Source organism: Paenibacillus xylanilyticus, from assembly GCF_013359935.1.
GTDB classification, from domain to species: domain Bacteria; phylum Bacillota; class Bacilli; order Paenibacillales; family Paenibacillaceae; genus Paenibacillus; species Paenibacillus xylanilyticus.
In genome coordinates this window covers 39422-63028 of record NZ_JABMCB010000166.1, presented here as the reverse complement: position 1 = coordinate 63028, position 23607 = coordinate 39422, and the positions used below count along the sequence as shown (strand labels likewise).

At 41.2% G+C, this 23607-nt stretch carries 24 protein-coding genes and 2 pseudogenes; 19 read left to right on the top strand and 7 right to left on the bottom strand.

The features are described 5' to 3' along the window. Positions 1–84: 84 nt before the first annotated feature. Positions 85–555, top strand: coding sequence for an NUDIX domain-containing protein (locus HP552_RS07915; protein WP_175395007.1), 471 nt, complete (start codon positions 85–87; stop codon positions 553–555). Between the two features lie 206 nt (positions 556–761). On the opposite strand, the gene HP552_RS07910 is transcribed toward HP552_RS07915, so the two are convergent. Continuing rightward, a complete protein-coding gene (locus HP552_RS07910) occupies positions 762–1601 on the bottom strand; it encodes an SDR family NAD(P)-dependent oxidoreductase (RefSeq protein WP_175395006.1) in 840 nt (279 codons plus the stop codon). A gap of 161 nt (positions 1602–1762) precedes the next feature. Between HP552_RS07910 and HP552_RS07905 the strand changes: the two genes are divergently transcribed. Continuing rightward, positions 1763–2671, top strand: a complete 909-nt coding sequence (locus HP552_RS07905) for a LysR family transcriptional regulator (protein ID WP_175395005.1) — start codon at positions 1763–1765, stop codon at positions 2669–2671. 232 nt (positions 2672–2903) lie between these two features. Here the strand turns inward: HP552_RS07905 and HP552_RS07900 are convergent, their stop codons facing one another. Then, positions 2904–3476, bottom strand: coding sequence for a TetR/AcrR family transcriptional regulator (locus tag HP552_RS07900; protein ID WP_246310798.1), 573 nt, complete (start codon positions 3474–3476; stop codon positions 2904–2906). 237 nt (positions 3477–3713) lie between these two features. Here HP552_RS07900 and HP552_RS07895 point away from each other — a divergent pair, with 237 nt between their 5' ends. From HP552_RS07895 to HP552_RS07855, 9 genes and pseudogenes are all read left to right on the top strand, one after another. After that, a complete protein-coding gene (locus tag HP552_RS07895) occupies positions 3714–4682 on the top strand; it encodes an NAD(P)H-dependent flavin oxidoreductase (protein ID WP_246310797.1) in 969 nt (322 codons plus the stop codon). 407 nt (positions 4683–5089) lie between these two features. After that, entirely contained in the window at positions 5090–6106 is a 1017-nt protein-coding gene (locus HP552_RS07890; protein ID WP_312884237.1) for a zinc-dependent alcohol dehydrogenase family protein, read from the top strand. Between the two features lie 166 nt (positions 6107–6272). Continuing rightward, the gene (locus HP552_RS07885; protein ID WP_175395003.1) at positions 6273–7493 is read left to right on the top strand and encodes a stalk domain-containing protein; all 1221 of its coding nucleotides are present in this window, start codon (positions 6273–6275) and stop codon (positions 7491–7493) included. 259 nt (positions 7494–7752) lie between these two features. Beyond that, positions 7753–8079 carry a hypothetical protein gene (locus HP552_RS07880; protein ID WP_175395002.1) on the top strand — a complete coding sequence of 109 codons (327 nt, stop codon included), beginning with the start codon at positions 7753–7755 and terminating at the stop codon, positions 8077–8079. A 175-nt stretch (positions 8080–8254) separates the two neighbouring features. Beyond that, complete coding sequence (locus tag HP552_RS07875; protein ID WP_175395001.1) at positions 8255–8395, top strand: hypothetical protein; 141 nt, start codon at positions 8255–8257, stop codon at positions 8393–8395. Continuing rightward, positions 8389–8502, top strand: a pseudogene (locus tag HP552_RS07870) (recombinase family protein); the annotation flags it as partial. The gene HP552_RS07875 and the pseudogene HP552_RS07870, both read left to right, overlap by 7 nt. 33 nt (positions 8503–8535) lie before the next feature. Next, entirely contained in the window at positions 8536–9498 is a 963-nt protein-coding gene (locus HP552_RS07865) for a helix-turn-helix transcriptional regulator (protein WP_175395000.1), read from the top strand. 75 nt (positions 9499–9573) lie between these two features. Next, the gene (locus tag HP552_RS07860) at positions 9574–10206 is read left to right on the top strand and encodes a type 1 glutamine amidotransferase family protein (protein WP_175394999.1); all 633 of its coding nucleotides are present in this window, start codon (positions 9574–9576) and stop codon (positions 10204–10206) included. A 532-nt stretch (positions 10207–10738) separates the two neighbouring features. Beyond that, on the top strand, positions 10739–12130 hold the full coding sequence (locus HP552_RS07855) for an erythromycin esterase family protein (RefSeq protein WP_175394998.1): 1392 nt from the start codon (positions 10739–10741) through the stop codon (positions 12128–12130). A gap of 232 nt (positions 12131–12362) precedes the next feature. Here the strand turns inward: HP552_RS07855 and HP552_RS07850 are convergent, their stop codons facing one another. Continuing rightward, on the bottom strand, positions 12363–13325 hold the full coding sequence (locus tag HP552_RS07850; RefSeq protein ID WP_175394997.1) for an NAD(P)-dependent alcohol dehydrogenase: 963 nt from the start codon (positions 13323–13325) through the stop codon (positions 12363–12365). Between the two features lie 110 nt (positions 13326–13435). Between HP552_RS07850 and HP552_RS07845 the strand changes: the two genes are divergently transcribed. The 7 genes from HP552_RS07845 to HP552_RS07815 all read left to right on the top strand — a co-directional run bounded on the left by HP552_RS07845 (position 13436) and on the right by HP552_RS07815 (position 19171). Next, a complete protein-coding gene (locus tag HP552_RS07845; protein ID WP_175394996.1) occupies positions 13436–14008 on the top strand; it encodes a Crp/Fnr family transcriptional regulator in 573 nt (190 codons plus the stop codon). Positions 14009–14277: 269 nt separating this feature from the next. Then, the gene (locus HP552_RS07840) at positions 14278–14976 is read left to right on the top strand and encodes a response regulator transcription factor (RefSeq protein WP_281366020.1); all 699 of its coding nucleotides are present in this window, start codon (positions 14278–14280) and stop codon (positions 14974–14976) included. A 3-nt stretch (positions 14977–14979) separates the two neighbouring features. Beyond that, positions 14980–15918 (top strand): sensor histidine kinase, encoded by a 939-nt coding sequence (locus HP552_RS07835; RefSeq protein ID WP_175394995.1) that lies wholly within the window; start codon positions 14980–14982, stop codon positions 15916–15918. Between the two features lie 179 nt (positions 15919–16097). Next, complete coding sequence (locus tag HP552_RS07830; RefSeq protein ID WP_175394994.1) at positions 16098–17012, top strand: ABC transporter ATP-binding protein; 915 nt, start codon at positions 16098–16100, stop codon at positions 17010–17012. A 7-nt stretch (positions 17013–17019) separates the two neighbouring features. Beyond that, positions 17020–17718, top strand: coding sequence for an ABC transporter permease (locus HP552_RS07825; protein ID WP_175394993.1), 699 nt, complete (start codon positions 17020–17022; stop codon positions 17716–17718). A 393-nt stretch (positions 17719–18111) separates the two neighbouring features. Then, positions 18112–18678: a sigma-70 family RNA polymerase sigma factor gene (locus tag HP552_RS07820; protein WP_175394992.1), complete on the top strand. Its 567-nt coding sequence runs from the start codon at positions 18112–18114 to the stop codon at positions 18676–18678. After that, positions 18668–19171: a DUF3600 domain-containing protein gene (locus tag HP552_RS07815; RefSeq protein ID WP_175394991.1), complete on the top strand. Its 504-nt coding sequence runs from the start codon at positions 18668–18670 to the stop codon at positions 19169–19171. The genes HP552_RS07820 and HP552_RS07815 overlap by 11 nt, the downstream gene beginning before the upstream one ends. Before the next feature lie 233 nt (positions 19172–19404). Here HP552_RS07815 and HP552_RS07810 read toward each other — a convergent pair whose 3' ends face one another. From HP552_RS07810 to HP552_RS07800, 3 genes and pseudogenes are all read right to left on the bottom strand, one after another. After that, positions 19405–19686, bottom strand: coding sequence for a GNAT family N-acetyltransferase (locus tag HP552_RS07810; RefSeq protein ID WP_175394990.1), 282 nt, complete (start codon positions 19684–19686; stop codon positions 19405–19407). Between the two features lie 2 nt (positions 19687–19688). After that, positions 19689–19931, bottom strand: a complete 243-nt coding sequence (locus HP552_RS07805; RefSeq protein WP_175394989.1) for a (4Fe-4S)-binding protein — start codon at positions 19929–19931, stop codon at positions 19689–19691. A 412-nt stretch (positions 19932–20343) separates the two neighbouring features. Then, positions 20344–20975: pseudogene (locus HP552_RS07800) on the bottom strand (FMN-dependent NADH-azoreductase). A 133-nt stretch (positions 20976–21108) separates the two neighbouring features. Between HP552_RS07800 and HP552_RS07795 the strand changes: the two are divergent. Next, a complete protein-coding gene (locus tag HP552_RS07795; protein ID WP_175394988.1) occupies positions 21109–21468 on the top strand; it encodes a winged helix-turn-helix transcriptional regulator in 360 nt (119 codons plus the stop codon). Between the two features lie 188 nt (positions 21469–21656). Here the strand turns inward: HP552_RS07795 and HP552_RS35575 are convergent, their stop codons facing one another. Further along, entirely contained in the window at positions 21657–23606 is a 1950-nt protein-coding gene (locus HP552_RS35575; protein WP_175394987.1) for an ATP-binding protein, read from the bottom strand. Between the last annotated feature and the right edge of the window lies 1 nt (position 23607).

The window sequence follows — 23607 nt, the reverse complement described above, 5'->3', positions numbered from 1 at the left end:
GTTGATTCATGTAAGCTATCCGGCAGGTTAGTTGAACAGAAGGTCGAATTGATATATATACCATAAAAGTTGGGAGTAAAACGAATGGCTTCAAATTTTCATCATCTGGCAAGGGGGATTATTATCAACAATGACAAGGTTTTGCTGGCTCATGCAATTGGACATAAAAATACTTTTTTGCCAGGAGGCCATATTGAATTTTGTGAAAGCGCCCCCGAAGCCCTGAAAAGGGAAATAGAAGAGGAACTTGGTTTATCCTGTTACATCGATGGCTATCTGGGTTTGGTAGAACATAAGTGGGAAAAAAATAAAGAGTTACACTGCGAGATTAACCAAGCTTTCAAAGTGATAGTAGCTGAGCTGGATGTGTTAAAATCTCCTGTATCTTGTGAGGCTCATATTGAATTTTTTTGGGCGTCAGTAAATGATCTTGCTAAACACAACCTACAACCCTATCCTTTTCGGAAACTGATTTCGCAACTAGTAAACGGTGACAGAACTATATGGTGGGAAAGTACATTAAACTACGAAATTGAAGTAGACAATATCGGATAAAATGTTAAGCTAACGGGAAACGATAGCTCAATAAAACCAAAGGAGGCAGCAGATCAACATGATCGGCTGCCTTTATTCTACTAACGGGCAGAACAGTTAATTGAAGTCTACGTATCGGCTCAGTTGGAAGCTTAGCAAAAAAACAAGGGACAGACTGCCTTGTTGGCAGCTGCCCCCTGTTTCTTTACCTTTTGCTAATTCCAAATCTAACGGTGGCTTATCGGCGATCCTTGCGCTCCGTTCGAAACAGCTTCCCATGTCTCCCAAGTGGCTATACGATCGGCATAGACTCCGCGCACCAAAGGCAAGACCCCCGAGCCGACCGCAAACCGCAGAGGTGGGTCCTCGGCGTCTATGATTTGAAGAATCGCTTCGGCCGTCGCATTCGGATCGCCTCGTTCTTCTGTCGATAAACGAACGGACACCTGATTTCGAAGTTCAGCGTAGACTTCCAATCCCTGTGATGTCTTCATGGACAGGGGGCTTCCAAAGTCAGTTGCAAAGGCGCCCGGCTCGAGCAACGTGACCTTAATGCCGAAGCTTTTAACCTCTTGAGCGAGGCTATCGTGCAATGCTTCGACTGCCCATTTGGACGCGCAATAGAAGCCGATGAGCGGCGCCGCAACAATCCCCATGGCACTTGAGACGCCAAGAATGTGCCCGCTGCCCTGTTGTCGAAGCAGAGGCAGGGCAGCTTGGATGACACGAAGCGTACCAAAGTAATTGGCGTCAAATAGTTCGCGGACGTCGGATTCCTCAGCCTCCTCAGTCGTGCCAACCAGTGTGTAACCGGCATTGTTTAGGATGACGTCCAGCCTGCCGAAATGCGCATGAGCCTGCTGAACGGCATGCTCGACCTGCTGGGAATCTGTTACATCGAGCGCTAGGGGGAGAACAGCGTCTCCAAAACGTTCCTTAAGTTCGGCGATGTTTTCGGGTGTTCGAGCGGTCGCGGCAACCTTATCCCCGCGAGAGAGTGCGACCTCCGCCCAAATGCGCCCTAATCCGCGAGAGGCTCCTGTAATGAACCAGACTTTGTTTTCCATCGTATTCTCCTCCAATGCAGTTCCTGTGTGTAGTATTTTTAAAGCTTCTATTTTCTCTTTCGTTCTTCTATAATGATACGGCTTAGCAGGTTGATACGGAATTTCAAATAAGTTAGCATGGTATTAACTTATGGTTTATGCAAAAGGAGGAGCCTGCCTGAATGATTGAGCAACTGAAGACGTTTGTTCAAGTGGTGGAGTCCGGAAGCTTTTCTAAGGCAGCCGAAAAGCTTTTTATTTCTTCAACCGCTGTGATGAAACAAATGAATTTGTTGGAAAAGCAAGCCGGAGTCCCACTTTTTATTCGTACCAACCACGGTGTTAGCCTTACAAAGGCAGGAACATCTTTTATCAAAGATGCAAAATATATGCTGCAGTATTTTCAAGAATCTCTTATTCGCATGCATCACTCCGAACAGGCCAATCGTCATGTTGTTCGGGTGGGTACTTCTATGCTTAACCCCTGTAAGGTTTTGATTGATTTGTGGAATGGAATTAGCGACATATATCCTCAATTCGGAATAAACATCGTTCATTTCGAAGATGACGCACATACACTCCCAACCACTTACCGCATGATTGGCCAATCACTAGATATCATTGCGGGGCCATTTCTTACAGATAACTTGAAGGATCACTACCGTATGCTTGAACTGGGGAGTTACCGCGTTTGCTTTGCCGTATCTCGGCAGCATAGGCTGGCTTCAAGAAAAACACTTTTTGTCAAAGATTTGTATGGGGAAAGATTGGCTGTAGTGAATGGTGGGAATAGTGCCGTCATTCATGACATACGTAATTTCCTGAAAATGAAACATCCTCAAATACAAATTAAGGATGTTCCGCGACTCTATGATCTTGATGTGTTTAATCGCTGCGAGGAAAGTAATACGGTTATGTTAACATTGGAGGCGTGGGCAGATATTCATCCATCCTTGGTGACAATCCCTAGTGATTTAGATTTCACAGTTCCATATGGTTTAATATATCCATTACATCCATCCAAGGAAGTTGGTCAATTCTTAGAAATCATAAAAGAAATGCAAGGTAATGTTTTACCTAAGGTTGAGTGATGTCGAGGCGCACTGTGTAAAAGACTGTTTTCGTCAAAGGTTAACCAAGATAAATATGGCGCTAGTGAAGTATGGAGGCACAAAGTAAGTTCAACTAACGGGAAACGATAGCTCAATAAAACAAAGAAAGCAGCCGATCATTGTGATTGGCTGCTTTTATTCAACTAACGGGCAGGGTACTGCATAAATAAAGATGCCACCGATTCTGATCAGCTGCATCGTTATTTATTTTTCAAAGAAACTCCCCTGAAATATAGGGAATAGCATAACGAATGTATTGATCAGCAGACAACGTACTATTAAGCTTCCAATCAAGTGTTGCTCCAAATATGCTAGCACTTAACACAGCTGCACCAACTTTAATGGACTCCGAATCTAAATTTTTATTATGGTTGTGTAAAATAGACTGAAATAATTTTTCTAATTCAAATTTTATTTTGGATTCAAAAACGTATCTAAACGAATGAAAACTTCTCTTACATTGGGAAGTTAATTCTTTTTCGAAGTCTGTCTGAAACGTTATTAGCAGCATGAAGATATTGACCAAAGTCTCTTTATTTAGAGTGTTAAAATTCTTTAAGCAACCCCCGACTTGTTCTACAACCACTTCAGAAATAGCACTTTCCATCAATTCATATTTATCCTCGAAATGTCCATAAAATGTTGCTCGGTTAACCGTTGCTTGGTCAGTTATATCTTTAATAGTTATATCTTTAAAGTCTTTTTTATTTGTTAAATGCGTAAAGGCATCCACTAAGAGTTTCCTTGTACGTATAATACGAGGATCGACCTTCTTGTCCAGCATATTATTTCTCCTTTCTTCGTAATCAACAGATTTAATAAAATGTTGCTTAAGCCATAATCGGGCGAAACTGATGATTGAATTCTCCTCGAATTTCATTAAAATCAAGTATACAACATATGTTGCCTATAATAAATTTGTTGATTAGATATCATGGGGAAGCATTCGTAATGCACTCTATTACATGCATTATTCTTTAAGAAACTCGACAAAATAGATTAAATGGAGTTGATAAATATAATGAGCAGAATAACAGACATTCTAGGGATTAAATATCCTATCATTCAAGCACCTATGTCTTGGGTGACATCTGCCGAACTGGTCGCAGCAGTATCTAATGCTGGTGGTATGGGGACACTTGGCCCAAATGCAGGTCAAAATACGATAGCAAATGGACCAGACGATAGTGCAGAACGTTTAAGAACAGAAATTAGAAAAACGAAAGAACTAACGAATAAGCCCTTTGGAGTCAATTATTTCCCCCCTGCTGTGGATGCAGGAGAGAATCCTTATGGAGAAGCATTATTAAAAGTTCTTGTTGAAGAGAAAGTAAAAGTTCTTGTTGTAGTTGGCGAAGCAAATGAAAAGGATATTAAAAGATTGAAGGAGTTTGGCTTCACGATCGTTTTCAGGGAACTACATCCAACAGTTTTAGGAGCCAAAAAGGCAGAAAGAGCAGGCGCTGACATTATTGTTGCTACTGGCTTTGATGAAGGAGGTTCGACGCCAGACATCCCAGTTGGAACAATGACAGTCGTTCCGATGATTGTTGATGCAGTTAATGTACCCGTCATGGCAACTGGAGGAATTTCTGATAAGCGAGGAGTCAACGCTGCTTTTGCATTAGGTGCCGAAGGAGTTTACCTTGGTACAAGATTCATTGCATCTGTCGAGTCGCCTGCACACGAAAGCGCTAAACAGGACATTGTAAAACACGGTACAGAAGATTTAATCCTTCTTCGTACTGGCTATGGTGGCTACTGGCGTGCAACTCCGCATTCGACGGCTTTAGAAGCTCAATATTTAAATGATAATCAAGTGAATAGCACTTTATCGAAAATAGGAAATTTGAAGACGGCCATGTTAGATGGACGACTTGAAGAAGGAATCAATACAGTATCTAGTGGAATCCAGTTTATTAGGGAGATTAAAACATGCGAGGATATCGTAAATGAATTAATGGCAGATTTCATCTCAGTAAATTATTAATTGGACTTATACAATTTGTTGGTAGCTATGCTAACAAGAAACGATAGCTCAATAAAGAAAGCAGCTGGTCAATGTGATCAGCTGCTTTTGTTCAACTAACGGGCATGTTAGTTGAACGAAAAGCTGCCAAATGCCGCTTAAATGGACAACTTGCAAACCGTTTAGGTAGTATGAGGACGGACACTAGTAAAAAAAATAGTCAAAAAAGTGTTGACAGCCTTCGCATATTAATACAATAAGCTATGGACAGGTTAATTGAACGGTTTACCATTTGGAGTAATTTGTGATATTACTTTAAAACTTCATGAAAATGATTATTACTAAGGTTGTAATTATTATAGATGAAGAAAATGTATAGTCAGCTGAAATCTTTAAATCATGAATGGAGCAGGCTAATCTAGCAAGGAGTGAGAAGCATTACAAAGACTTTTTCTTTAAAATATAAAAAATTTGGACATCCACTTGAAGTGTTGGAATTAGAGCAACAGATTGAGGATTTACAACTTCAACACGATGACATAATGGTTAGAATGATTCTTAGTCCAATTAATCCTTCAGACCTAATTCCGATTCATGGTGCCTACAAACACCGAATTCAGTTGCCGACTATCCCCGGATATGAAGGGGTTGGTGTTGTTGAAGCCGTTGGTTCATCAGTAACAACATCTCTTATAGGTAAGAGGGTATTACCTCTACGTGGGGAAGGTACTTGGCAACAGTATGTGAAAACAAAAGCCAATTTTGCAGTGCCAGTTCCCGAAGAAATAGATGACGAAACAGCAAGCCAAATGTACATTAATCCCATGACAGCATGGCTTGTTTGTACGGAAGAATTACAATTAAATTCTGATGATGTCCTGGTTGTAAATGCCTGTGGTTCTGCAATAGGACATATTTTCGCACAATTCACAAAAGTATTCGGATATAAGCTAATTGCAGTGGTAAGGAATGATATCCATATTGAAGAATTGCTATCACTTGGTGCTTGGGCTGTAATTGATACGTCAAAAGAATCACTCATTCCTAGAGTAATGGAAATGACTAGTGGATTGGGAGCGACAGCGGGTATTGATAGCATTGGAGGGCAAGAAGGGCACGACTTGATTGAATGTATTCGTCCAGGTGGTGCAGTTACCATTATTGGACTGCTTTCAGGAAGTCAATTGAATTGGTCTCATATACATGAAAAACATCCTAATATTAGGGTGAAACCATATTGGCTTAAGAGATGGATAGCAAGTGTTTCCGATGAACGTTGGTATGAGAGTTTTAGTAATTTATTTGATTTGGTAAAAAAAGGTTATTTGATTATTCAGACACCAAGAATACGTGTTAGTTTATGTGAGTATAAGAAAGGAATTGGAGAAGCTCAACAAAGTGGTCACATAGGGAAAGTGATTTTGGAACTATCTTCATCCAACTAACGGGAAACGTTAGCTCATAACAACAAGAAAGCAGCTGATCATTGTGATTGGCTGCTTTTATTCAACTACTTACAATACTCTTCAATACAACTTTTCTTTGTAAATTGCGTATTAATCTAAGCAACTATTGGCTAGTTTATACAGTGATTAGAGAGGAATGGTCAGAATGAAGAAATACCTTGCTGGATTATTAATTATTTTTCTTCTATGTTTGGGCTTACCAGGACAGGCTTATATGGAGGCGTCTAACCAACAGCCTTTGACTTTTGAGGATCTCAATCTAGAACAAGCGATTAAGTCATTATTGAATAAAAACGACGATGAATCCCTAACAAAAGAGGATTTAGAATCACTGACCGACGTTCCTTTATCGGGTAAAGGAATTAAGAGTTTGCAGGGTTTGGAGTATGCAGTCAATGTGACGAACCTCTCTTTAAGCAGAAATCAAATTGCTGATATTTCACCTCTATCCGGTGCCGTAAATTTGACGACTTTGGATTTGAGTGGCAATCAAATTGAGGATATTAAGCCCCTTGGGAACTTAACGAAGTTGACAGATTTATCGGTATCTAGGAACCAATTCAATGATCTTTCAGCGCTAGCGGGACTAGTTAATCTGAATACGTTGTCCATAAGTTCTAACAAGATCACAGATCTAAAGCCGCTAGCAGGATTGATTAATCTTTGGAGACTCGATGCTGCGGATAATAACATCAAAGATCTTGCTCCGTTATCTAAATTAACTAACTTACTTTCTCTGGATTTATCATCTAACCAGATCTATGATTTGGAGCCGTTGAGAAATCTTCAAAGTTTGGCTTACCTCTATTTGAACAACAATCGAGTCTGGGATTTAGAGCCGATCCAACAACGTAGTTTTTTTCCGTATTATGATACGGGTGCATTCATTGAACCACTTGAGCTGCAAAATAACTATTTAGATTTAAGCAAGGGATCGAAAACATATAAATTATTTGTGAAACTGGCAGGAAATGAGCTGCCTGGCGGTCAGCGTAAGACACAGCGCTTGGTGATCGGCAGCACGACAGCTTATGTGGGAGAAAGTGCTTATCGAATTACCGCAGCGCCATTTATTCAGACGGGACGTACCTATGTGCCGATCCGTTTCATCTCCGAGAAGCTTGGGGCAACCGTGAATTGGAACCAGAGCACCAAAGAGGTAACGATTCAGAAGGATGGTAAAACGATTCGTTGGGCTGTAGGCAACAGGCAGGTAAAAGTGAACCAGCAAACGGTGATGCAAGATGCTCCTTTACTTCTGAAGAATGGCAGTGCGTTCGTTCCTGTTCGTTTTGTGGCGGAGCAGTTAAATACTTCCGTTGAATATATGGGAAGCAAGCATATGGTCGTGATTTTCAAAAATTAAGTAGCATAATGAAATTACAGAATAATATTTGAAGATAAGGACGTAATGACCATGCTTCAAAACAAGAGTAAAATATGCTGACCATCATTAAACTAACGGGAAACGATAGCTCAATAATACAAAGAAGCAGCTGATCAATGTGATCGGCTGCTTTTGTTTAACTAACGGGCAGGTTAGTGGAACAGATATGCCGAATATATAGTGTGAGATTCTTGTTTTTAAAAGGCAGTGGAAAATAATGATAAAGGGATGATAGTCTGTGTTTGTTAAAGTTTATCAGTATCAAATTCAACCTGGGAGAATAGAAGAGTTTTTAGAAATTCAAAAAAAATCCGCGGAGATTTATGCATCTTACATAGACTTTCATTCCTTCTGTATAAATAGTAATCAAGATAAAAGTAAGTGGTTAGAAATATCAAAATATAAAGACGAAAATGAATATAGAAAAAGCATTAATCTTATCAATGATAATACCGAGATAAGACAGCTTTTTGAAAAATTTTCATCTCTTTTGGTTAACGTTGAGACTGACTTAATTGAAGAGGAGTATACAATGAAATTTAATTTTAATAATATAAAGTATTAAACTTACGGGAAACGATATCTCAATAAAATCAAAGGAGGCAGCCGATCAACATGATCGGCTGCCTTTATTCAACTAACGGTAGTAAAGTTTAGTTATAATCCACATTTGTCATCATAAAAAGAAGCCTACTTGGTAAAATTGTGAAGTAAAAATCACAGTAACTGGAGTGGATACTATGCTTTCTGAAGAAGGTTATACGAAGGCGGCGAAAGAAGCATTACGTCATCTGGCTGAAACATTTATGCATCTTTCATCTGAAAAAAGGAAAGTATTTATTTCATCGTTTAGCAAAGTAAATCAACTACAAGAAAACTAAGGTCGGTTAAAGACCATAAAAATCATGCAGGAATGAATTATGGAGTAAAGCTTTATAAAGAGGGAGAAATGACTGTAAATCAAATTTGTGAAATCGGAAATGTATAATAGAAAATAAACTTCATATAGAGGTGGAATTATATGCCTAAAATTGACAATATGTTAGCAATTCTATGGATGCTTCGTTCAGGTGAAAAAATTACTGCAAAACAAATTTCAGAAAAGTTAGAGATGAATATAAGGACTGTGTATCGTTATATTGATACAATTTCAACAAGTGGCGTACCTATAATTTCAGAACCAGGACATAACGGTGGATACACTTTATTGAACAATTTTATTGAGGCTCCTCTTTTTTTTGATTTTGAGGAGCAAACTTCACTATTTCACGCTGCTGTTTTTGCAGAAGAAGCCGGATATTATGGAGGTGAAGCACTAAATAGGGCCATTTCAAAACTAAGTAAATACTCAAATCAAGAGCAGGAAACCAAGATAAACCAACATTTAACTAGTCTTGAAGTTATAAGTCGATTAAGTTCACTCACTAGGCAACCTTTTTTGAAGGAGTTGGAGCAGGCCGTAGCTGACGGGTATTCAGTAAAAATTCTCCACCATAAAAGTGGCGGAAAGCAAATAAATGATAGATTGGTTGATCCGTATAGACTTATCTATTGGAATAATAAGTGGTATGTGATTGGATTTTGTCATCTTAGGAGTGATATCCGTAGTTTTAGGGTAGATCGAATTGAAGATCTAATGCTAACCGAAAATAAGTTTGACCAGCCAGAAAATTTTTCAGCACGTGCCTTTTTTATGAAAAATTTTCTTCCAACTATAAAAGATAAGGAAGAGATTATTTCTTTGGTTATTCATGGGGATAAAAGTGTATTAGCTGATATTTGCCAACATTGGTTTTTAGGACATTATTTACAAGAGCGAACTTCAAATCAAGCCGTATTTCATTTTGAGAAAGATATGATACATACATATGTACCTTATTTCCTTTTAACGTACGGTAAATCTATTCGAATTATTGAGCCAATCAGCCTTAAGAAAAGAATGATTGAAGTTTTGTCGGAGTTAATAAATTTTCATCAAAATTGATAACTTCCCTGACGCTAGTTGTCAGTGAAGTAATGTTACAGTTGGTTATATCAATTGTGATTGGAGTGTTATTGGATGCAAACAAAAAAAGTTTTTCTATATGTATTTAATACAATGTCGGACTGGGAATATGGATATTTAATTGCTGAACTAAACTCAGGAAGATATTTTAAAAAAGAATTAGTACCTTTAAAAGTAATTACAGTAGGAGCTAATAAAGAAATGATTACGACTATGGGAGGACTGAACATAAAACCAGATATTTCCCTTGATGAATGTACTCTTGAGAGTAAAGATCTTTTAATTTTACCGGGAGGGACTACTTGGAATGAAGAAATTCATCAACCTATCTTGGAAAGAATTGGCCAAGCTTTAAAGATTGGCACTATTGTTGCTGCAATTTGTGGTGCAACTGAGGCCCTTGCGAATATGGGATACTTAGATACTAGAAAGCATACAAGTAATAATTTAGAATACACTAAAATGGTATGTCCTAACTATAAAGGAGAAAAGTTCTATGAAGTGGGATCTGCGGTATCTGATTCGAACTTAGTTACTGCATCAGGAATAGCTCCTCTGGAATTTGCGATGGAAGTACTGAAAAAATTAGATGTATTTGCACCAGATACATTACATTCATGGTATAACCTAAATAAGACTCATAAACCTGAATACTTCTTCCAGTTAATGAATTCAATAAATAGCTGAGCTAAAAAATAAACTTAGCTGTTTTACATTAGTTCAAATAAAAAATGAAGTAACTGAAAAGCTCACTTTCTCTATTTTGTTTTGCAGAGAAGTTGGGCTTTTTAATTTGGAATTTCCTTATCGTTGTAAATCCGCATCTTCCTGTCGCTATCCCTACCTGAGCATGAGTTTTTCATTGGTACGTTAGTTGTTCCTCAGTTAAGTGCTATCGTAGATTACTCACACTGCTAAGGGGGGAATTACATATCATTTTCCCAGCAAGGATGAACTCATGCACCATACTGTAGAGGATTTGTATATGAAGGGTGCATCTTTTATGTCAAATATTGCAATGGAGTCCAAGGTCCTTTTTTTAGCTTATTAATTTTTTGAGGATGTAAATTACACTGGAAAGTATGTAGAATCTCAGCATTATAGGACTACCCGTCATATTACTTGTTATTGTTTTAAACCAATCTTAAACATAAAGTGCAGTGGTTTTAAACTTGAGTTGTTAAGCTTAAATGCATAAATACAGAGGAGTGTAAGCTTAATGAATCGATTTTTTAGAAAAGTAATATTGTCTACAGTATTATGTAGTCTCAGTGTGATGTACGTAGGCCAGGCAGCTTATATGTCTGGATTAACCTCAGTAGACAAGAAGAATACAATGCCTACAGGGTTAATTTGGAAAGAGGCCGTTCGTTCAAATTCACATACCATCACATCAATCTATGCAGATGTAAATGATCACTACACCGATTTAATGTTTCTCAAGCCGATTTTAGCGGATAAACGAATAGTTAGCTTGGGCGAAGCTTCGCATGGAGCGTCAGAATACAACGCTATGAAAGTCAGGCTTGTAAAATTTCTGCATGAAGAACTGGGGTATAATGTCATCGCATTTGAATCGAATCTAGCCGATACCGCTGCTGCGTATGCTCAAATACATAATATGACGCCAAAAGAATTGATGAAAAGCACAGTCTTTGGTGTATGGCAGGTAGAAGAGAACTTACCCTTATTCGAATACATTGCACAACAAAGTAGTACGGAACATCCGCTTATTTTGACTGGATTTGATTCACAAGGTACGACCGAGTCTTTTATTGAATTTGTTGAAGAGTGGTTTGCAAAGGTCGATAAAAGTAAGGCTAAAGCATTTGCACAAACGGAACGTTGGTATTTAAAGCTTAGCATGATGAATGAAGTAGATGATTTTAATATTCAGAAAGAGAAAATTAAAGAAAAATACATTACATTTCAAAATTTTGTTAGGGAGAATAAGGTTGAATTGAGTAAAACTTATAGAGATCAGCCCAACCATATATCTTTAATTGAACGAGTTCTACAAAACAGAATAGATATGCTGGATAATTATCATCCTCATATCGTAAATCTGCTAGCTGGGGTAGACCCCGAGAAACAAATAAAACTGGGGAATTTTGAACGAGACCGCGTTATGGCGGATAATGTAGCTTGGCTTGCAGAAACCGGATATCCCGATGAAAAAATTATTCTGTGGGGACACAACTATCATTTGCGTAAGCATAATTCGACAATGATCACAGAGCATAACGGATACGATTTTGATAATAACCCATACCCGACCATGGGGGAAATGCTTCCATACTCACTTAAACAGGCTGGTTATGTTATTGGATTATATGCATATGAAGGCAGCGCAAATAAAAATAATCGAGAAGAAGAGCAAATCATACCTCATGAAAAAGATAGCCTCGAGGATATTTTGGCTACTGAAATGGGTGCAGCCCGGTTTATCAACATGAAGGATAAGGAGTTAAGTCCAGCAACGGAATGGATGTATACACCTCGTACTGCCAAAGCATGGGGAGTTTTAGATGAAAAGATGATTCCCCGTGATCAGTATGATGCAATATTGCTTATTCATAAAATTCATCCCTCAAATTTAATAGAAAAATAGAAAATAAGCTACCAGTTGGATTACGTATAACACTTCTTGAGTTAGTTATAAAACCCTTAGTATATCAAGATGGTTGTAGAGTTAGTTCCTTCTTTTCTACGCTAACGGGAAACGATAGCTCCATAATACAAAGGAGGCAGCCGACCATTATGATCGACTGCCTTTGTAAAGCTAACGGACAGAATAGTTTGAGATCATTTGTGGTTACCGTATCAAGGGGTACCAATTTGATTTAGATCTGAATGATCACGTTTCCTTTTTTACGTTCGGTCTCTACATATTTGTGGGCATCTGGCAGACACTCCAAAGGAAATCGACGATCGATTACGGCATTCAGTGTGCCATTGTTAGTGAGTTCCATGAGATACTTCAAATTCGCTTTGTTTTGCATAAGCCCTGCAGTGGCAAAGATAACCTTTTTTCCTTTAAACAAAGATGTCCACATCATTTGCATCAGGGTCGATAATTTCGGCGCAGTAGTCAGATACATTCCCATGGCCGTAAGCACGCGCCTACATTCCATGAAAGATCGTTTGCCTACAGCATCAAAAACAATATCATAAGTTTTATCTGACTTCGTAAAATCTTCCACCATATAATCAATAACGAAGTCTGCCCCTGCTTTTTTAACCAGACTTTCGTTCTTGCCAGAGCAGACACCGGTTACCTCAGCACCAAAGAATTTCGCCAATTGCACAGCATAAATACCGACAGCGCCTGAGGCACCATTAATTAGCACTCTCTGTCGTTCCCGCAATTTTGCCTTATCTCTCAGAAATGTTAATGCGGTGGCGCCTCCGTCACAGACGCCGACGGCGTCTTCGAAGGTAATATTGGCGGGTATGACGGCAAGAGGACTGTCTTCGGAGAGACACTTATATTCGGCGAAAGTACCGAAATTTTTGACGCTCATTCCCAAGACGCGATCTCCTGGCTTAAATTGCTGTACTTCCTTGCCGACTGCTTCGATCACCCCAGCGAATTCAGTTCCTCCTATTGCATTTTTTGGCTTGGTCAACCCATATAACAGTTTAATCATAAACGGATTACCTTTGCGAAATGCGCAGGCCGACGGCCCTACTGTGGTAGCTTGAATACGTACGAGCAGTTCCTTGCTTGCAGGCGACGGTTTCGCGATTTCTTGCAATACAATCACTTCCGGTGGACCATACGAAATTTGAACCATGGCTCTCATGGTAACCCTCCTCAAGATAATTTTACGGTAACAGACATTTACATAAGGCTCCTGGCGTAAGAAAATGGATAGGGAAAGTAAAGGCGAGAAGGTGGTGAAGATGAGAGACAATGAAAGACATCCTGTACAAATACCTGTCAAGATGGACTTCTCTTGATCAGAAAGATCAGCAAGCCATAGTGAACGAAATCCGTACGGAGGAGTATCCAAAAGGAACCGCTCTCTTTAATCAAGGAGATAGCCCTACAGCATGTTATTTCATCTTGAAAGGCTGTGTAAGGCAGTATTCAATTGATGAGGATGGCACAGAGGTCACGTCTAATTTTTATACCGAAGAGCAAGCCATCGCGATTTTCAATCATCATAAGCCAGATAAGTCTTCCGATTACACTTTCGTATGCGTAGAAGATTCAGTTATGGTGGTTGGCGATCTGGATAAGGAAATGGACATGTACACGAAACATCCTCAATTGGAATCCATGACTCGCAGAATGATGGAGGAGAATTTTGGCCAGGTCCAGAATGAATTCGCTGCTTTTATTGCTTCTTCGCCGGAAGAACGCGTCAAGACACTCTTAAATAAACGCCCCTCACTAATCGATCGGGTACCCCAACATCAACTGGCTAGTTATCTGGGTATTACTCCAGAGTCGCTAAGTCGAATTAAGAAGAGGATCCTGTAAGAACTTAACTGGTTCGAACACCATTATTGTATCCAGAGGGATGTTTCCTTGCATTGACTTAAGTTAACAGACGAGACTTTATACAGGAAGGGACCTCCCTCGCAGGCTCCTTTAAACTTGCCGTTTAAGACAGCGGACCCACAGATCCCCATATTGATCACTAGAATAAGCCAATTTGTGCCAAAATCGAAAAGCAAGCTATTGGTTTTGGGACCGCAATTGAACCGTGAAGTGAAATGGATCAGAGCATGCTCAGGAGGTCTTAGGATATGGAAAAACGCATTCTGCTCGTTGAAGACGACAACGACATCAATCTGTTAATTGAAAGCCAGCTAAAACAGGATCATTATAGCGTTGCATCGGCACGAGACGGCGAGGAAGCACTCGCGCTTTTTCAAAAAGAGAAATTCGATCTGATCCTGCTCGATTTGATGCTCCCCAAGGTAAACGGCATAGAGCTGCTCAAACAGATCCGAGAGACCAGCAAAGTTCCTGTCTTGATTATTTCTGCGAAAGGCAGCGACCTAGACAAGGCCATGGGCCTTGGGTTTGGCGCGGATGATTATATAAGCAAGCCGTTCTCCATGATCGAATTGACAGCCAGGGTTCAGGCGGCCATTCGTAGGGCAACGTTATACGCGGAAACGGAAAGCAAACCTGCCGAGCAACCCGTTATTACGTTTAAGGATCTCATTCTGGACTTGCATTCGTTCTCCGTAAAAGTAAAAGGAAAAAGCATGCCGCTCACTGCCAAGGAATTCCATATCTTAAAACTGTTCCTAACCCATCAGAGCAGGGTGTTCACCAAGGAGCAAATCTATCAACTTATTTGGGAAGAAGATTATTACGGGAATGAGAACGTAATAAATGTACATATCCGCAGACTCCGGGAGAAAATCGAAGAGGACCCGTCAGCTCCGCAATACATTCGGACAATTTGGGGAATCGGATATAGAATGGGGGATTAGCACATGGTCCTTCTTTTATCCGTCATTATTGCCGTATTGGTTGCAATTATTGGAGTGCTATTCTATAGAGAAAAGAAACGAAATCTAAGTCTCCTGGAGATTACGAATAAAATATCCGATATTTTGAATCAGGATACGGCCGAGAAAGTGTTAGTGCCCACAGGCGACCATGCCGTTAGGCAGCTGCTTACACAAATTAACCGTCTGCTGGATAACAAACAGAAGGTATTTGCGGACTATGCAAGAACGAAGGACAGCCAAAAGAAAATGATCTCGAACATGTCTCATGATTTGAAGACGCCGCTAACGGTCATTCTTGGCTACACGGAAAAACTGAATGATAAAAATGCGTTAACCGCGCAAGAAGAAGAGAAAGTCATTCAACGGTTGAATACAAAAGTAAACAGTCTGATCACCTTGCTTAACCAATTTTTCGATCTTGTCAAAATCGAATCGGAGGATTATGATATCCCGCTTAGCAAAATATCATTGAGCGAGGTTTGCCGGAACAGCGTTCTTGAGTTTTACGACCTGCTGGTTTCCAGAAATCTTCGGGTTGAAATAGACATTCCGGAGCTGCCCTTTTATTTTCATGGTAACAAGGATGCGCTGCATCGAATATTGAGCAATCTAATATCAAATTCCATTCGGTATGGAAGCGACGGCGGTGTGTTCGGGTTGACGGTTCGGGAAGAAGGGGAGTATGTAGCCGTAGACGTGTGGGACCGGGGCAAAGGGATTGCAGAAATTCATCAGGAACGCGTATTCGAACGACTCTATACCCTGGATGATGCACGGAACCCGCAATTCCAGGGAAGTGGGCTGGGACTCAGTATTTCCAAGCGCCTAACGGAAGAAATGAACGGATGGATCAGTCTAAGCAGCTCGGAGCCGTACCAAAAGACCATTTTTACTTGCAAATTCAAGCAATTAACCTACTAGCGATTCATCCAAGAGATGTTGTTCTTTTGTTCAACGTCTCTTTTTATTTCAGCCGCAGCCCTTTTCAATTCATTCTTAAGAAACATGTAAGGAACGGGAAAGGAATAAGTCCATTCTCTGATCTAAGATAGAGATCAATAACAAATGAAATCAAATTGTGAACACAGGTGGTGGTCCTCATGAATTTCATTATTCAAACTACGGATCTGAGCAAAACCGTAAAAGGGAAATCCATTGTATCGCGTGTCAATCTAAATGTGAGAAAGGGTGAGATTTATGGTCTGTTGGGTCCTAACGGCGCAGGTAAAACAACCATCATGAAAATGCTGACAGGACTCGTTCTACCGACATCCGGTGCGATTATGCTGTTTGGCAAGAAATTTTCAGAAGCCTCGAAAGAGGGCCTCAAGAGGGTCGGGAGCATTATTGAATACCCAATATTTTTCGAGCACATGACGGCCATGGAGAATCTCCAAATTCATTGCGAATACTTGGGTTATTACGATAAGACAGCTATACGTCAAGCTCTGGATCTGGTCCAATTGGAAGGGATCGAAGATAAAAAAGTGAAGGATTTCTCGCTTGGCATGAAGCAGCGTCTTGGCATTGCCAGGGCCGCCATCACCAAGCCGGAATTGATCGTGTTGGATGAACCCACGAACGGACTGGACCCGATCGGCATTAAAAACATGAGAGATTTGATCCGAACGCTGAACCAGGAATATGGGATTACGTTTGTCCTGTCCAGCCATATCCTAGGGGAAATTGAGCTGGTGGCCGATAGAATTGGCGTCATTCAACACGGTCAATTGGTTGACGAAGTCACATTGTCCGATATTCGAAGCCAGCGTACCGGTTATATTGAACTTTTGACCTCGAATGTGCAGAAATCCGCCTTTTTACTTGAGCATGAGCTTCGAATATCCAATATCAAAATCGTCCAAAATCAGCGAATCCGCGTGTATGATACGGACGTATCGACCAGTCAAATTACAAAGCTGCTGATTGAGCATGAGATTGAAATCGAGGAGATCCAAAAAGTTAACAGTACACTGGAAGACTATTTCTATCATCAAATTCAGGGAAAGGAATGAATCCGATATGCTGAAATTAATCGAGCTGGAATGGAAGAAGCTGGAGCGTAAGAAAGTGATTGGTGAAGCGATTACGTACTGGCTTATACTCATGTTCTTGCCGATATTTTTTCTCAAGGTTGTTTTTGCCGATATGCCAAGCGTTCGTTTTGGAGAGAGTTATGCTGCGGCTCTGGACCTGATGATAGCCATGCAGATGGGGTTTATTTTGTTCGGAGCGTCCCTGATCAATCATGTATTCATTGAAGAATATAAGAATAAGACGATAGCTCTTTCATTCGGATACCCATTCAGCCGAAAAAGACTTGTTATGGCCAAGGTGGTATTTATTGTGTTGGCGGTTTTCATCGGTACGTTGGTGTCCTTTGGAGTTAGCGGTATTGCGACCTTTGCGCTCAACCAGGTTATGGAGGTTATTCCGGGAATGCCAACGGCAGCTGACCTGACGAACTATGCGATCCGAATGGTTATACACTCCATTGCCGCCGCACTTGCCTCATTAATTCCGTTATTTTTGTTCGGAATTTGGAAGAGGGCGGTCATTCCGACAGTCATTTGTGCCGTCTTCCTGATGCAGTTTCCTAATTTTCTCGGGCTGCTGCGAATTACTTTGAGTCCGGACTTTCTATATGTCATTTTCAGTGTATTGGGTGTGGCAAGCGTTATTTTATCTGTAAAGTTCGTAAATAAACTAGGGGATTTGTAACGAAAGAATGTGGTGTGATGACGATTGAAGTAAACTGTTTTGCTGTCTAATGGAGAAACACTGAGTTATAGAGAAAAAACTGGTACGGAACCCTGCCATTGATTCACGGAGATATTCGGCGTTATGGAGCAGTGGGATCGATAAAGGTTAGATCAATAAAGATAAAGAGGCAGTTGGTCACTAGAGATCGACTGTTTTTTTGTTAAAGAACATTTTCTACATATACATCCTTGTCGATGGTTTTCTCCATATACACATACATTTGCAGGGAATAATATTGACACAGAAAGGCTAATACAAAGGACTACTTAACAAAAAAAGTTATTACTTATACTGAACCTTTTTCCCCAAGGGAGCGAATTAAGAATTGTAACACGTTCAGGAGGGGCCCCCATGAATGATAAAGAGTTAATCCTATGGCTTGAAAAAGCAGCGATTGGCGATGAGTCGGCATTTCAGCTTGTCTATCAGGCGACTCACCAAGACGTCTACCGGACGGTTGCTTTTCTTGTCAACAACAAACAGGACATTGAGGAAATCGTAAATGAAGTTTACATGCACATGTGGCGGTCGTATCACAAATACGATACGAACCGGCCGTTCCGGTTTTGGTTGCACGGGATCACTATCCGTCTTGTCCAGGATTGGAAAAGAAAGACCTGGCGGCGAATTCGTCTCTTTGAACGAAATCGCCAGATGACTTGTGAACAACCGTTCGACTGGACAGACAAAGCTGTTCTGCAGTCCGAAATGCAGCATGAGCTCTTCAGCCTTGTCCGCCAGTTATCGTACAAACTTCGTGTAGTTGTCATACTCCACTATTTTCACGACTATAACCTGGAAGAAATTGCGGACATGCTGCAGATCCCCGTTGGCACAGTTAAATCCAGGCATCATCTGGCGCGGAAAGAACTCCGCAAACGAATCGAAATGACGGGAGGAGACGCTTATGTCCATTGACAAGGAATTACGTGAAGAGCTTCTTCAGGTGGCCGATTCGATGCACTGTCCACCCGAGTTGTATGGACGTGTCAGGCAGTCCTACCAACACTATGTTAATGAGAAGAGAGGGAGATCTCCTATGAAAAAACGCATGCTCGCAGGTATTGCCGCAGTAGCCATTCTAATTCCGTCTGCCGCATTTGCTGCTTCCTATCTGGCCGATGATATTTTTGGTTCTTCTTCGATTATTGAACAGCACGGTGGTACACAAGAAGACTATCAAGAGATTGAAGGGATGCTTCAGGCAGCAAAAGGCAAGCTCACAGAGGACGAGTTTAAGGAATATATGGAACTGACAAAGCAGCTGATGCAATTAAAGCTGAAGATCACAGATGAAAATGGGGTCAGTCATGAGGAGAATTTGACCAGAGAAGAGCAGCGGCAGTTTGAGCAACTCGGCTTAAAGCTGACCCCGTACTTCGAGAAGATTAACGGTACTGCCAAGCCGTAAGAAGATGAAGCAGGGATCCGTTCGATGTGGATTGGGGCCCGATTTTTTACACAGTATATGCGTATGGAACTAACGGGTAACGATAGCTCAATGAAAGCAGGCCAGTCTAATCCTGTATTCTCTTCCGACAATACAGGATCGGTTTACAGACATAAAAAGAGCCTGAGGAGGACGAGGAAATCTCGTGCTTTCAGGCTCTCTCTTTATTATTGTCCTAATTATATTATTAGTAATTATTTATGGAGAACATCAGCGTATTCGGATATACGTTCGAATCGTCCCTTGGCAAACGGGCATAAGGGTAAAATCTTAATATTGTTTTGCCGCGTGTATTCCACCATAGCTTGGATAAGTTTATCGCCAAGCCCTTGTCCTCGGTAAGCATTTTCGACAAAGGTGTGATCAATTATGTAAAGCTCCGGGCTTGAGATTACATAGGTCATCACCGCAGCAATGCCGCTGTTATCTCGAATGAGAAATCTTTTATTGTCGGTATCATGTTCTGCAATATGCATGTTTATCCCTCTTTCTCTGTTAAGTATTCACCGTCCAGACGTCTATACGTCAGTGCTCCGCTTGGACATGTGTCAATATGCCGGGCAATTGCTTCCGTAGTGTCAGCATCGGGATTAACCCAAGGACGCTTGCTTAAATCAAAAACACCAGGAAGGCCCTTTACGCAAATACCGGAATGAATGCATACCTCCGAATTAAACATGACCTCGATATCTTTACCGTAGTATACTTTCTGCTTACTCATCACTTCTTCACATCTTTCATTTTTGAGTTTGTTTAAAGATCAAGATCCATTTTGGGTGACAATCAGTACATTATCCGCTTTTGCTTTTCTTTAAAGTCGACAACCGACTGGGATCGTCTTGGCTCTTGATGTCCGAATTATAAAGAGGAATCGTTGGTAAGTCAACGTGATGAACTAATTCCGAACGATAATGAAGTAAAGGGTGATTAATGGAATAAGTGGTAGTTCACATTACAGCTAGAAATGTAATCCTATTAGCTTAATATAAGACAAGAAAGCAGCTGATCAAAGTGATCGGCTGCTTTTGGTTCAATTAACGAGCAGAATCCTTCCAGATATGCCAATCATCATCCGACTGCACCCGAAAGTGTTTTGACAATGGATCTGAATTCATTGAAGACGAGATGAACGATCAGAAACGTTTGGCAACTTCCTTTGCTTTTGCAATGGCTTTTTCCTTAATAATTGGTGCTTGCTCTAATGATGCCGTTCCCTCCACAAAAATTGCCTCAATAGATTGAATTCCATAGAAATGTAGTATCTTTTTTAGATAGCTGTATCCCATTTCAATCGGAGCAAGCGGACCTTCCGAATATATGGATCCGGAAGCTTGAATGTGTAATGCTTTTTTGCCGGACAACAGACCTACAGGGCCATCTTCGTATATTTGAAAGTCTTACCTGGAATTGAAGTCGAATCCGTGTATGCTTTCAGAACCGGTGGGATCGAGAAATTCCACATAGGTGAGACGTACACATACTTATCGGCAGCCACGAATTGGTCAATAATCGCTTCATGACGAGCTACTTTTGATTTCTCAGCATCCGTCAATTGATCAAAAGAAGAACCTGATCGAATCTTTTCCCAACCGCGTAAGACATCAGCATCGATATCCGGAATGTTCTCTTGGTATAGATCTAAATAAACAACTTCATCTGATGGGTTTGCCTCACGGTATGCTTCAATAAATTCGTTCCCAACTGCGAGGCTATAAGATGACTGAGCATCAAGAGGATGTGCGGTGATGTATAATACGGTTGACATGGTTTAAAACTTCCTTTCTGTAATTGAATTAAATACACTTTCTGGATTAATCATATCGCATATATACTTTTTGTGAAGTACGCACACTCATGTGGTATAGTATTAAAAAAGGTACTGTAACGGAGGAGAACACATGCAAAAGAACCCTGCCCAATGTCAATTCGTTGTGGCGCTGGATTCAATTGTCGGTAAATGGAAGCCGATGATTCTTTACCATCTATTTCAAGGTGAACCTTTGAGGTTCAATGAATTAAAAAGATTGCTGCCCGATATCACGCAAAGGATGCTTACGCTCCATCTGCGCGAGTTGGAGGGGGAAGGGATCGTCAAGCGGGTCGTTTATCCTCAAGTCCCTCCGAAAGTGGAGTACTCCATCACGGAATACGGTATGAGTCTTTCTCCGATTTTGGAAACCTTACATCAATGGGGGAAGGCCCATATCGAGAGAAAGCAGCTCAAAAATGCGGAAAATGAAGATACGAAATCGGACTAGCGTTCATTTTTTCAATATTCTCCAGTAGACGATAAAGTCGCTAATGCAGCGGCTTTTCGTATTCTCAGGTTAACCAGTGATAACGGGTTGGCCTTTTTTGTTATCCTAATCCTCGAAGTAAATACAAAAAGGATCAACCAAAAAGAAATGGTTGATCTCATCATACGATCGGGCAGTATAGCTTAATGTCATTCTTTAGAAACCGTATCATCCAGCAATGGCGCGCTTTGACCGTTGGCTTTTCGTTCATAATTTTTCTTCACAGGAATTTCGAAGCTCCAGTCTCCTTTGAGCAGATCCTGCTGAGCCGGGTCATTGGACAGGACTAACTGGTTTACGTTGATTTTCAACAGGAACTGGTCTGGAGGTGGCAAGGTCTCGATAAAATGAAAATTGAGGGTGCCGTTTTTGGCCAGCACTACACCTGGATCCGTGGCGATGCCAGGAACCGCCTTTATCGTTGAAGGGTCCAACATAAACGTTGGCTTGACCGATTGTTTCGCCCACTGCGACTCCGATATCTGGTTAGAATGTTTCATGGAGTATTGGATAATTAGGCTCTGGCCGTCGAAAATGTATCTATGAATGAGTAGTGTATAACCTTTGTCTGTTTTACCGGTGATTAAAGTCATCTCGTTATTCCCGCTTGTTGGCATCAGCGCTGAATCGTCATTTTCAGAGAAGATGGAAGGCAGCTTTACCACGAGATTGGAGGTAAATGAATTCTTAACGCTGAATAGTACCACCGCGCAGACAAGCAACAAGATCATGGGTACAGCAGCTATCCTGGAGTGAGACAGGCGTCGAAGCCAAGGAGATATTCTTTGTTTCGGTGCAAGGCCTTGTTCCGGGAGCACGGTCGGTATCCGCTTGATCTCGTTATGAACTTCTTCCGTAACAGCCACTTGCGTCTGATTGGGTCCGAACATCGATATCCGTGTCTCAAACCAGGTTGCCTTTTTGCTGCTGTGCGCAGTGATGCCCCCTCCGTGTACCTCGATAATACTTTTCGTGATGGCCAGACCGAGACCAGTGCCCCCAGTCTGTTTCGACCTGGAGTTCTCTACCCGGTAAAAACGGTCGAAAATAAAAGGCAAATCCCGTTCCGGAATAGGGTCTCCATAATTTTGGATCCGCACAATCAGCATGTCTTCATCCTGCGCGACATCAATATCGATATATTTGCCTGTCCGTCCGTACTGGATGGCATTCGCGATAATATTTTCATACGCCCGTACCAGCAATCCTCCATCCGCTTGGGTCTTGAATTCTCCTTCTTGTATATTCAGTCTGATTTCCATACCTGCGTTCTCCGTGATCGGCACGAATTCCTCGGCAAGCTGACCGATTAACCCGGCGATATCGAGCTCGCTCAGTTCCAGAGGCATACCGTTGTTGATACGCGTATACTCAAACAGTTCGTCGATTAATCGCCGAAGCGACAAAGATTTCTCATATGCGATGTTGACGTAATAACGCATCTCCACTTCATCCTGATACCGATCCTTCTCGATGACTTCGAGAAAACCGAGAATCGAGGTTAAAGGAGTTCGAAGGTCATGAGATACTCCGGTAATCAGATCGTTTTTGGTCTTTTCCGCCTTGCGTTCCTCCGCGATCGAATGCTTCAACTGCATGCTCATCTGGTTGATGCTGAGCGCCACCTCTCCCAGTCGATGATCGGCAATTTCCGGGATTTGATGCTCGAACTGCCCGCTCGCAATCTCCTCCAGACCGCGTGTGATTTCCACAAGATAATGATCCCATTCGCTGCTCAATTGATTCATACTCTCCGCGATCACGCTTAACTCATCCTTGCCCCTAACCCTGACAACCTGCCCGAACCGTCCTGCCGATATTTCCTGCAATCCTGTGTTGATTTCACGTAAATCCCGAACCAAACGGAGGCTGGCAAGGAAGAAAGTGATGGGGAACAGAACGATACCGGTTATGATCATCACACGAACGGATCCCGCGTACTCAATGAACCAATTGATTGGGACAGCCACGTATTCAATTTTTTGCAGCGCTCCCGCCATGACATACCCCAAAAAAATAGTTGCTGCTGTTAAACCCAGGCTTGCAACAATGATCAGCATTAATCTCCAACGAATCGTATACAGCCACTGTGGTTGCATC

Bases quoted from the DNA above. Each gene is read 5' to 3' on its own strand.
- HP552_RS07795 (WP_175394988.1), top strand. From the start codon at position 21,109: ATGCAAAAGAACCCTGCCCAATGTCAATTCGTTGTGGCGCTGGATTCA.
- HP552_RS07850 (WP_175394997.1), bottom strand. From the start codon at position 13,325: ATGAGAGCCATGGTTCAAATTTCGTATGGTCCACCGGAAGTGATTGTA.
- HP552_RS07910 (WP_175395006.1), bottom strand. From the start codon at position 1,601: ATGGAAAACAAAGTCTGGTTCATTACAGGAGCCTCTCGCGGATTAGGG.
- HP552_RS07830 (WP_175394994.1), top strand. From the start codon at position 16,098: ATGAATTTCATTATTCAAACTACGGATCTGAGCAAAACCGTAAAAGGG.
- HP552_RS07885 (WP_175395003.1), top strand. From the start codon at position 6,273: ATGAAGAAATACCTTGCTGGATTATTAATTATTTTTCTTCTATGTTTG.
- HP552_RS07825 (WP_175394993.1), top strand. From the start codon at position 17,020: ATGCTGAAATTAATCGAGCTGGAATGGAAGAAGCTGGAGCGTAAGAAA.
- HP552_RS35575 (WP_175394987.1), bottom strand. From the start codon at position 23,606: ATGCAACCACAGTGGCTGTATACGATTCGTTGGAGATTAATGCTGATC.
- HP552_RS07900 (WP_246310798.1), bottom strand. From the start codon at position 3,476: ATGCTGGACAAGAAGGTCGATCCTCGTATTATACGTACAAGGAAACTC.
- HP552_RS07820 (WP_175394992.1), top strand. From the start codon at position 18,112: ATGAATGATAAAGAGTTAATCCTATGGCTTGAAAAAGCAGCGATTGGC.
- HP552_RS07835 (WP_175394995.1), top strand. From the start codon at position 14,980: ATGGTCCTTCTTTTATCCGTCATTATTGCCGTATTGGTTGCAATTATT.
- HP552_RS07810 (WP_175394990.1), bottom strand. From the start codon at position 19,686: ATGCATATTGCAGAACATGATACCGACAATAAAAGATTTCTCATTCGA.
- HP552_RS07875 (WP_175395001.1), top strand. From the start codon at position 8,255: ATGCTTTCTGAAGAAGGTTATACGAAGGCGGCGAAAGAAGCATTACGT.
- HP552_RS07840 (WP_281366020.1), top strand. From the start codon at position 14,278: ATGGAAAAACGCATTCTGCTCGTTGAAGACGACAACGACATCAATCTG.
- HP552_RS07855 (WP_175394998.1), top strand. From the start codon at position 10,739: ATGAATCGATTTTTTAGAAAAGTAATATTGTCTACAGTATTATGTAGT.
- HP552_RS07845 (WP_175394996.1), top strand. From the start codon at position 13,436: ATGAAAGACATCCTGTACAAATACCTGTCAAGATGGACTTCTCTTGAT.
- HP552_RS07860 (WP_175394999.1), top strand. From the start codon at position 9,574: ATGCAAACAAAAAAAGTTTTTCTATATGTATTTAATACAATGTCGGAC.
- HP552_RS07895 (WP_246310797.1), top strand. From the start codon at position 3,714: ATGAGCAGAATAACAGACATTCTAGGGATTAAATATCCTATCATTCAA.
- HP552_RS07915 (WP_175395007.1), top strand. From the start codon at position 85: ATGGCTTCAAATTTTCATCATCTGGCAAGGGGGATTATTATCAACAAT.
- HP552_RS07865 (WP_175395000.1), top strand. From the start codon at position 8,536: ATGCCTAAAATTGACAATATGTTAGCAATTCTATGGATGCTTCGTTCA.
- HP552_RS07815 (WP_175394991.1), top strand. From the start codon at position 18,668: ATGTCCATTGACAAGGAATTACGTGAAGAGCTTCTTCAGGTGGCCGAT.
- HP552_RS07805 (WP_175394989.1), bottom strand. From the start codon at position 19,931: ATGAGTAAGCAGAAAGTATACTACGGTAAAGATATCGAGGTCATGTTT.
- HP552_RS07905 (WP_175395005.1), top strand. From the start codon at position 1,763: ATGATTGAGCAACTGAAGACGTTTGTTCAAGTGGTGGAGTCCGGAAGC.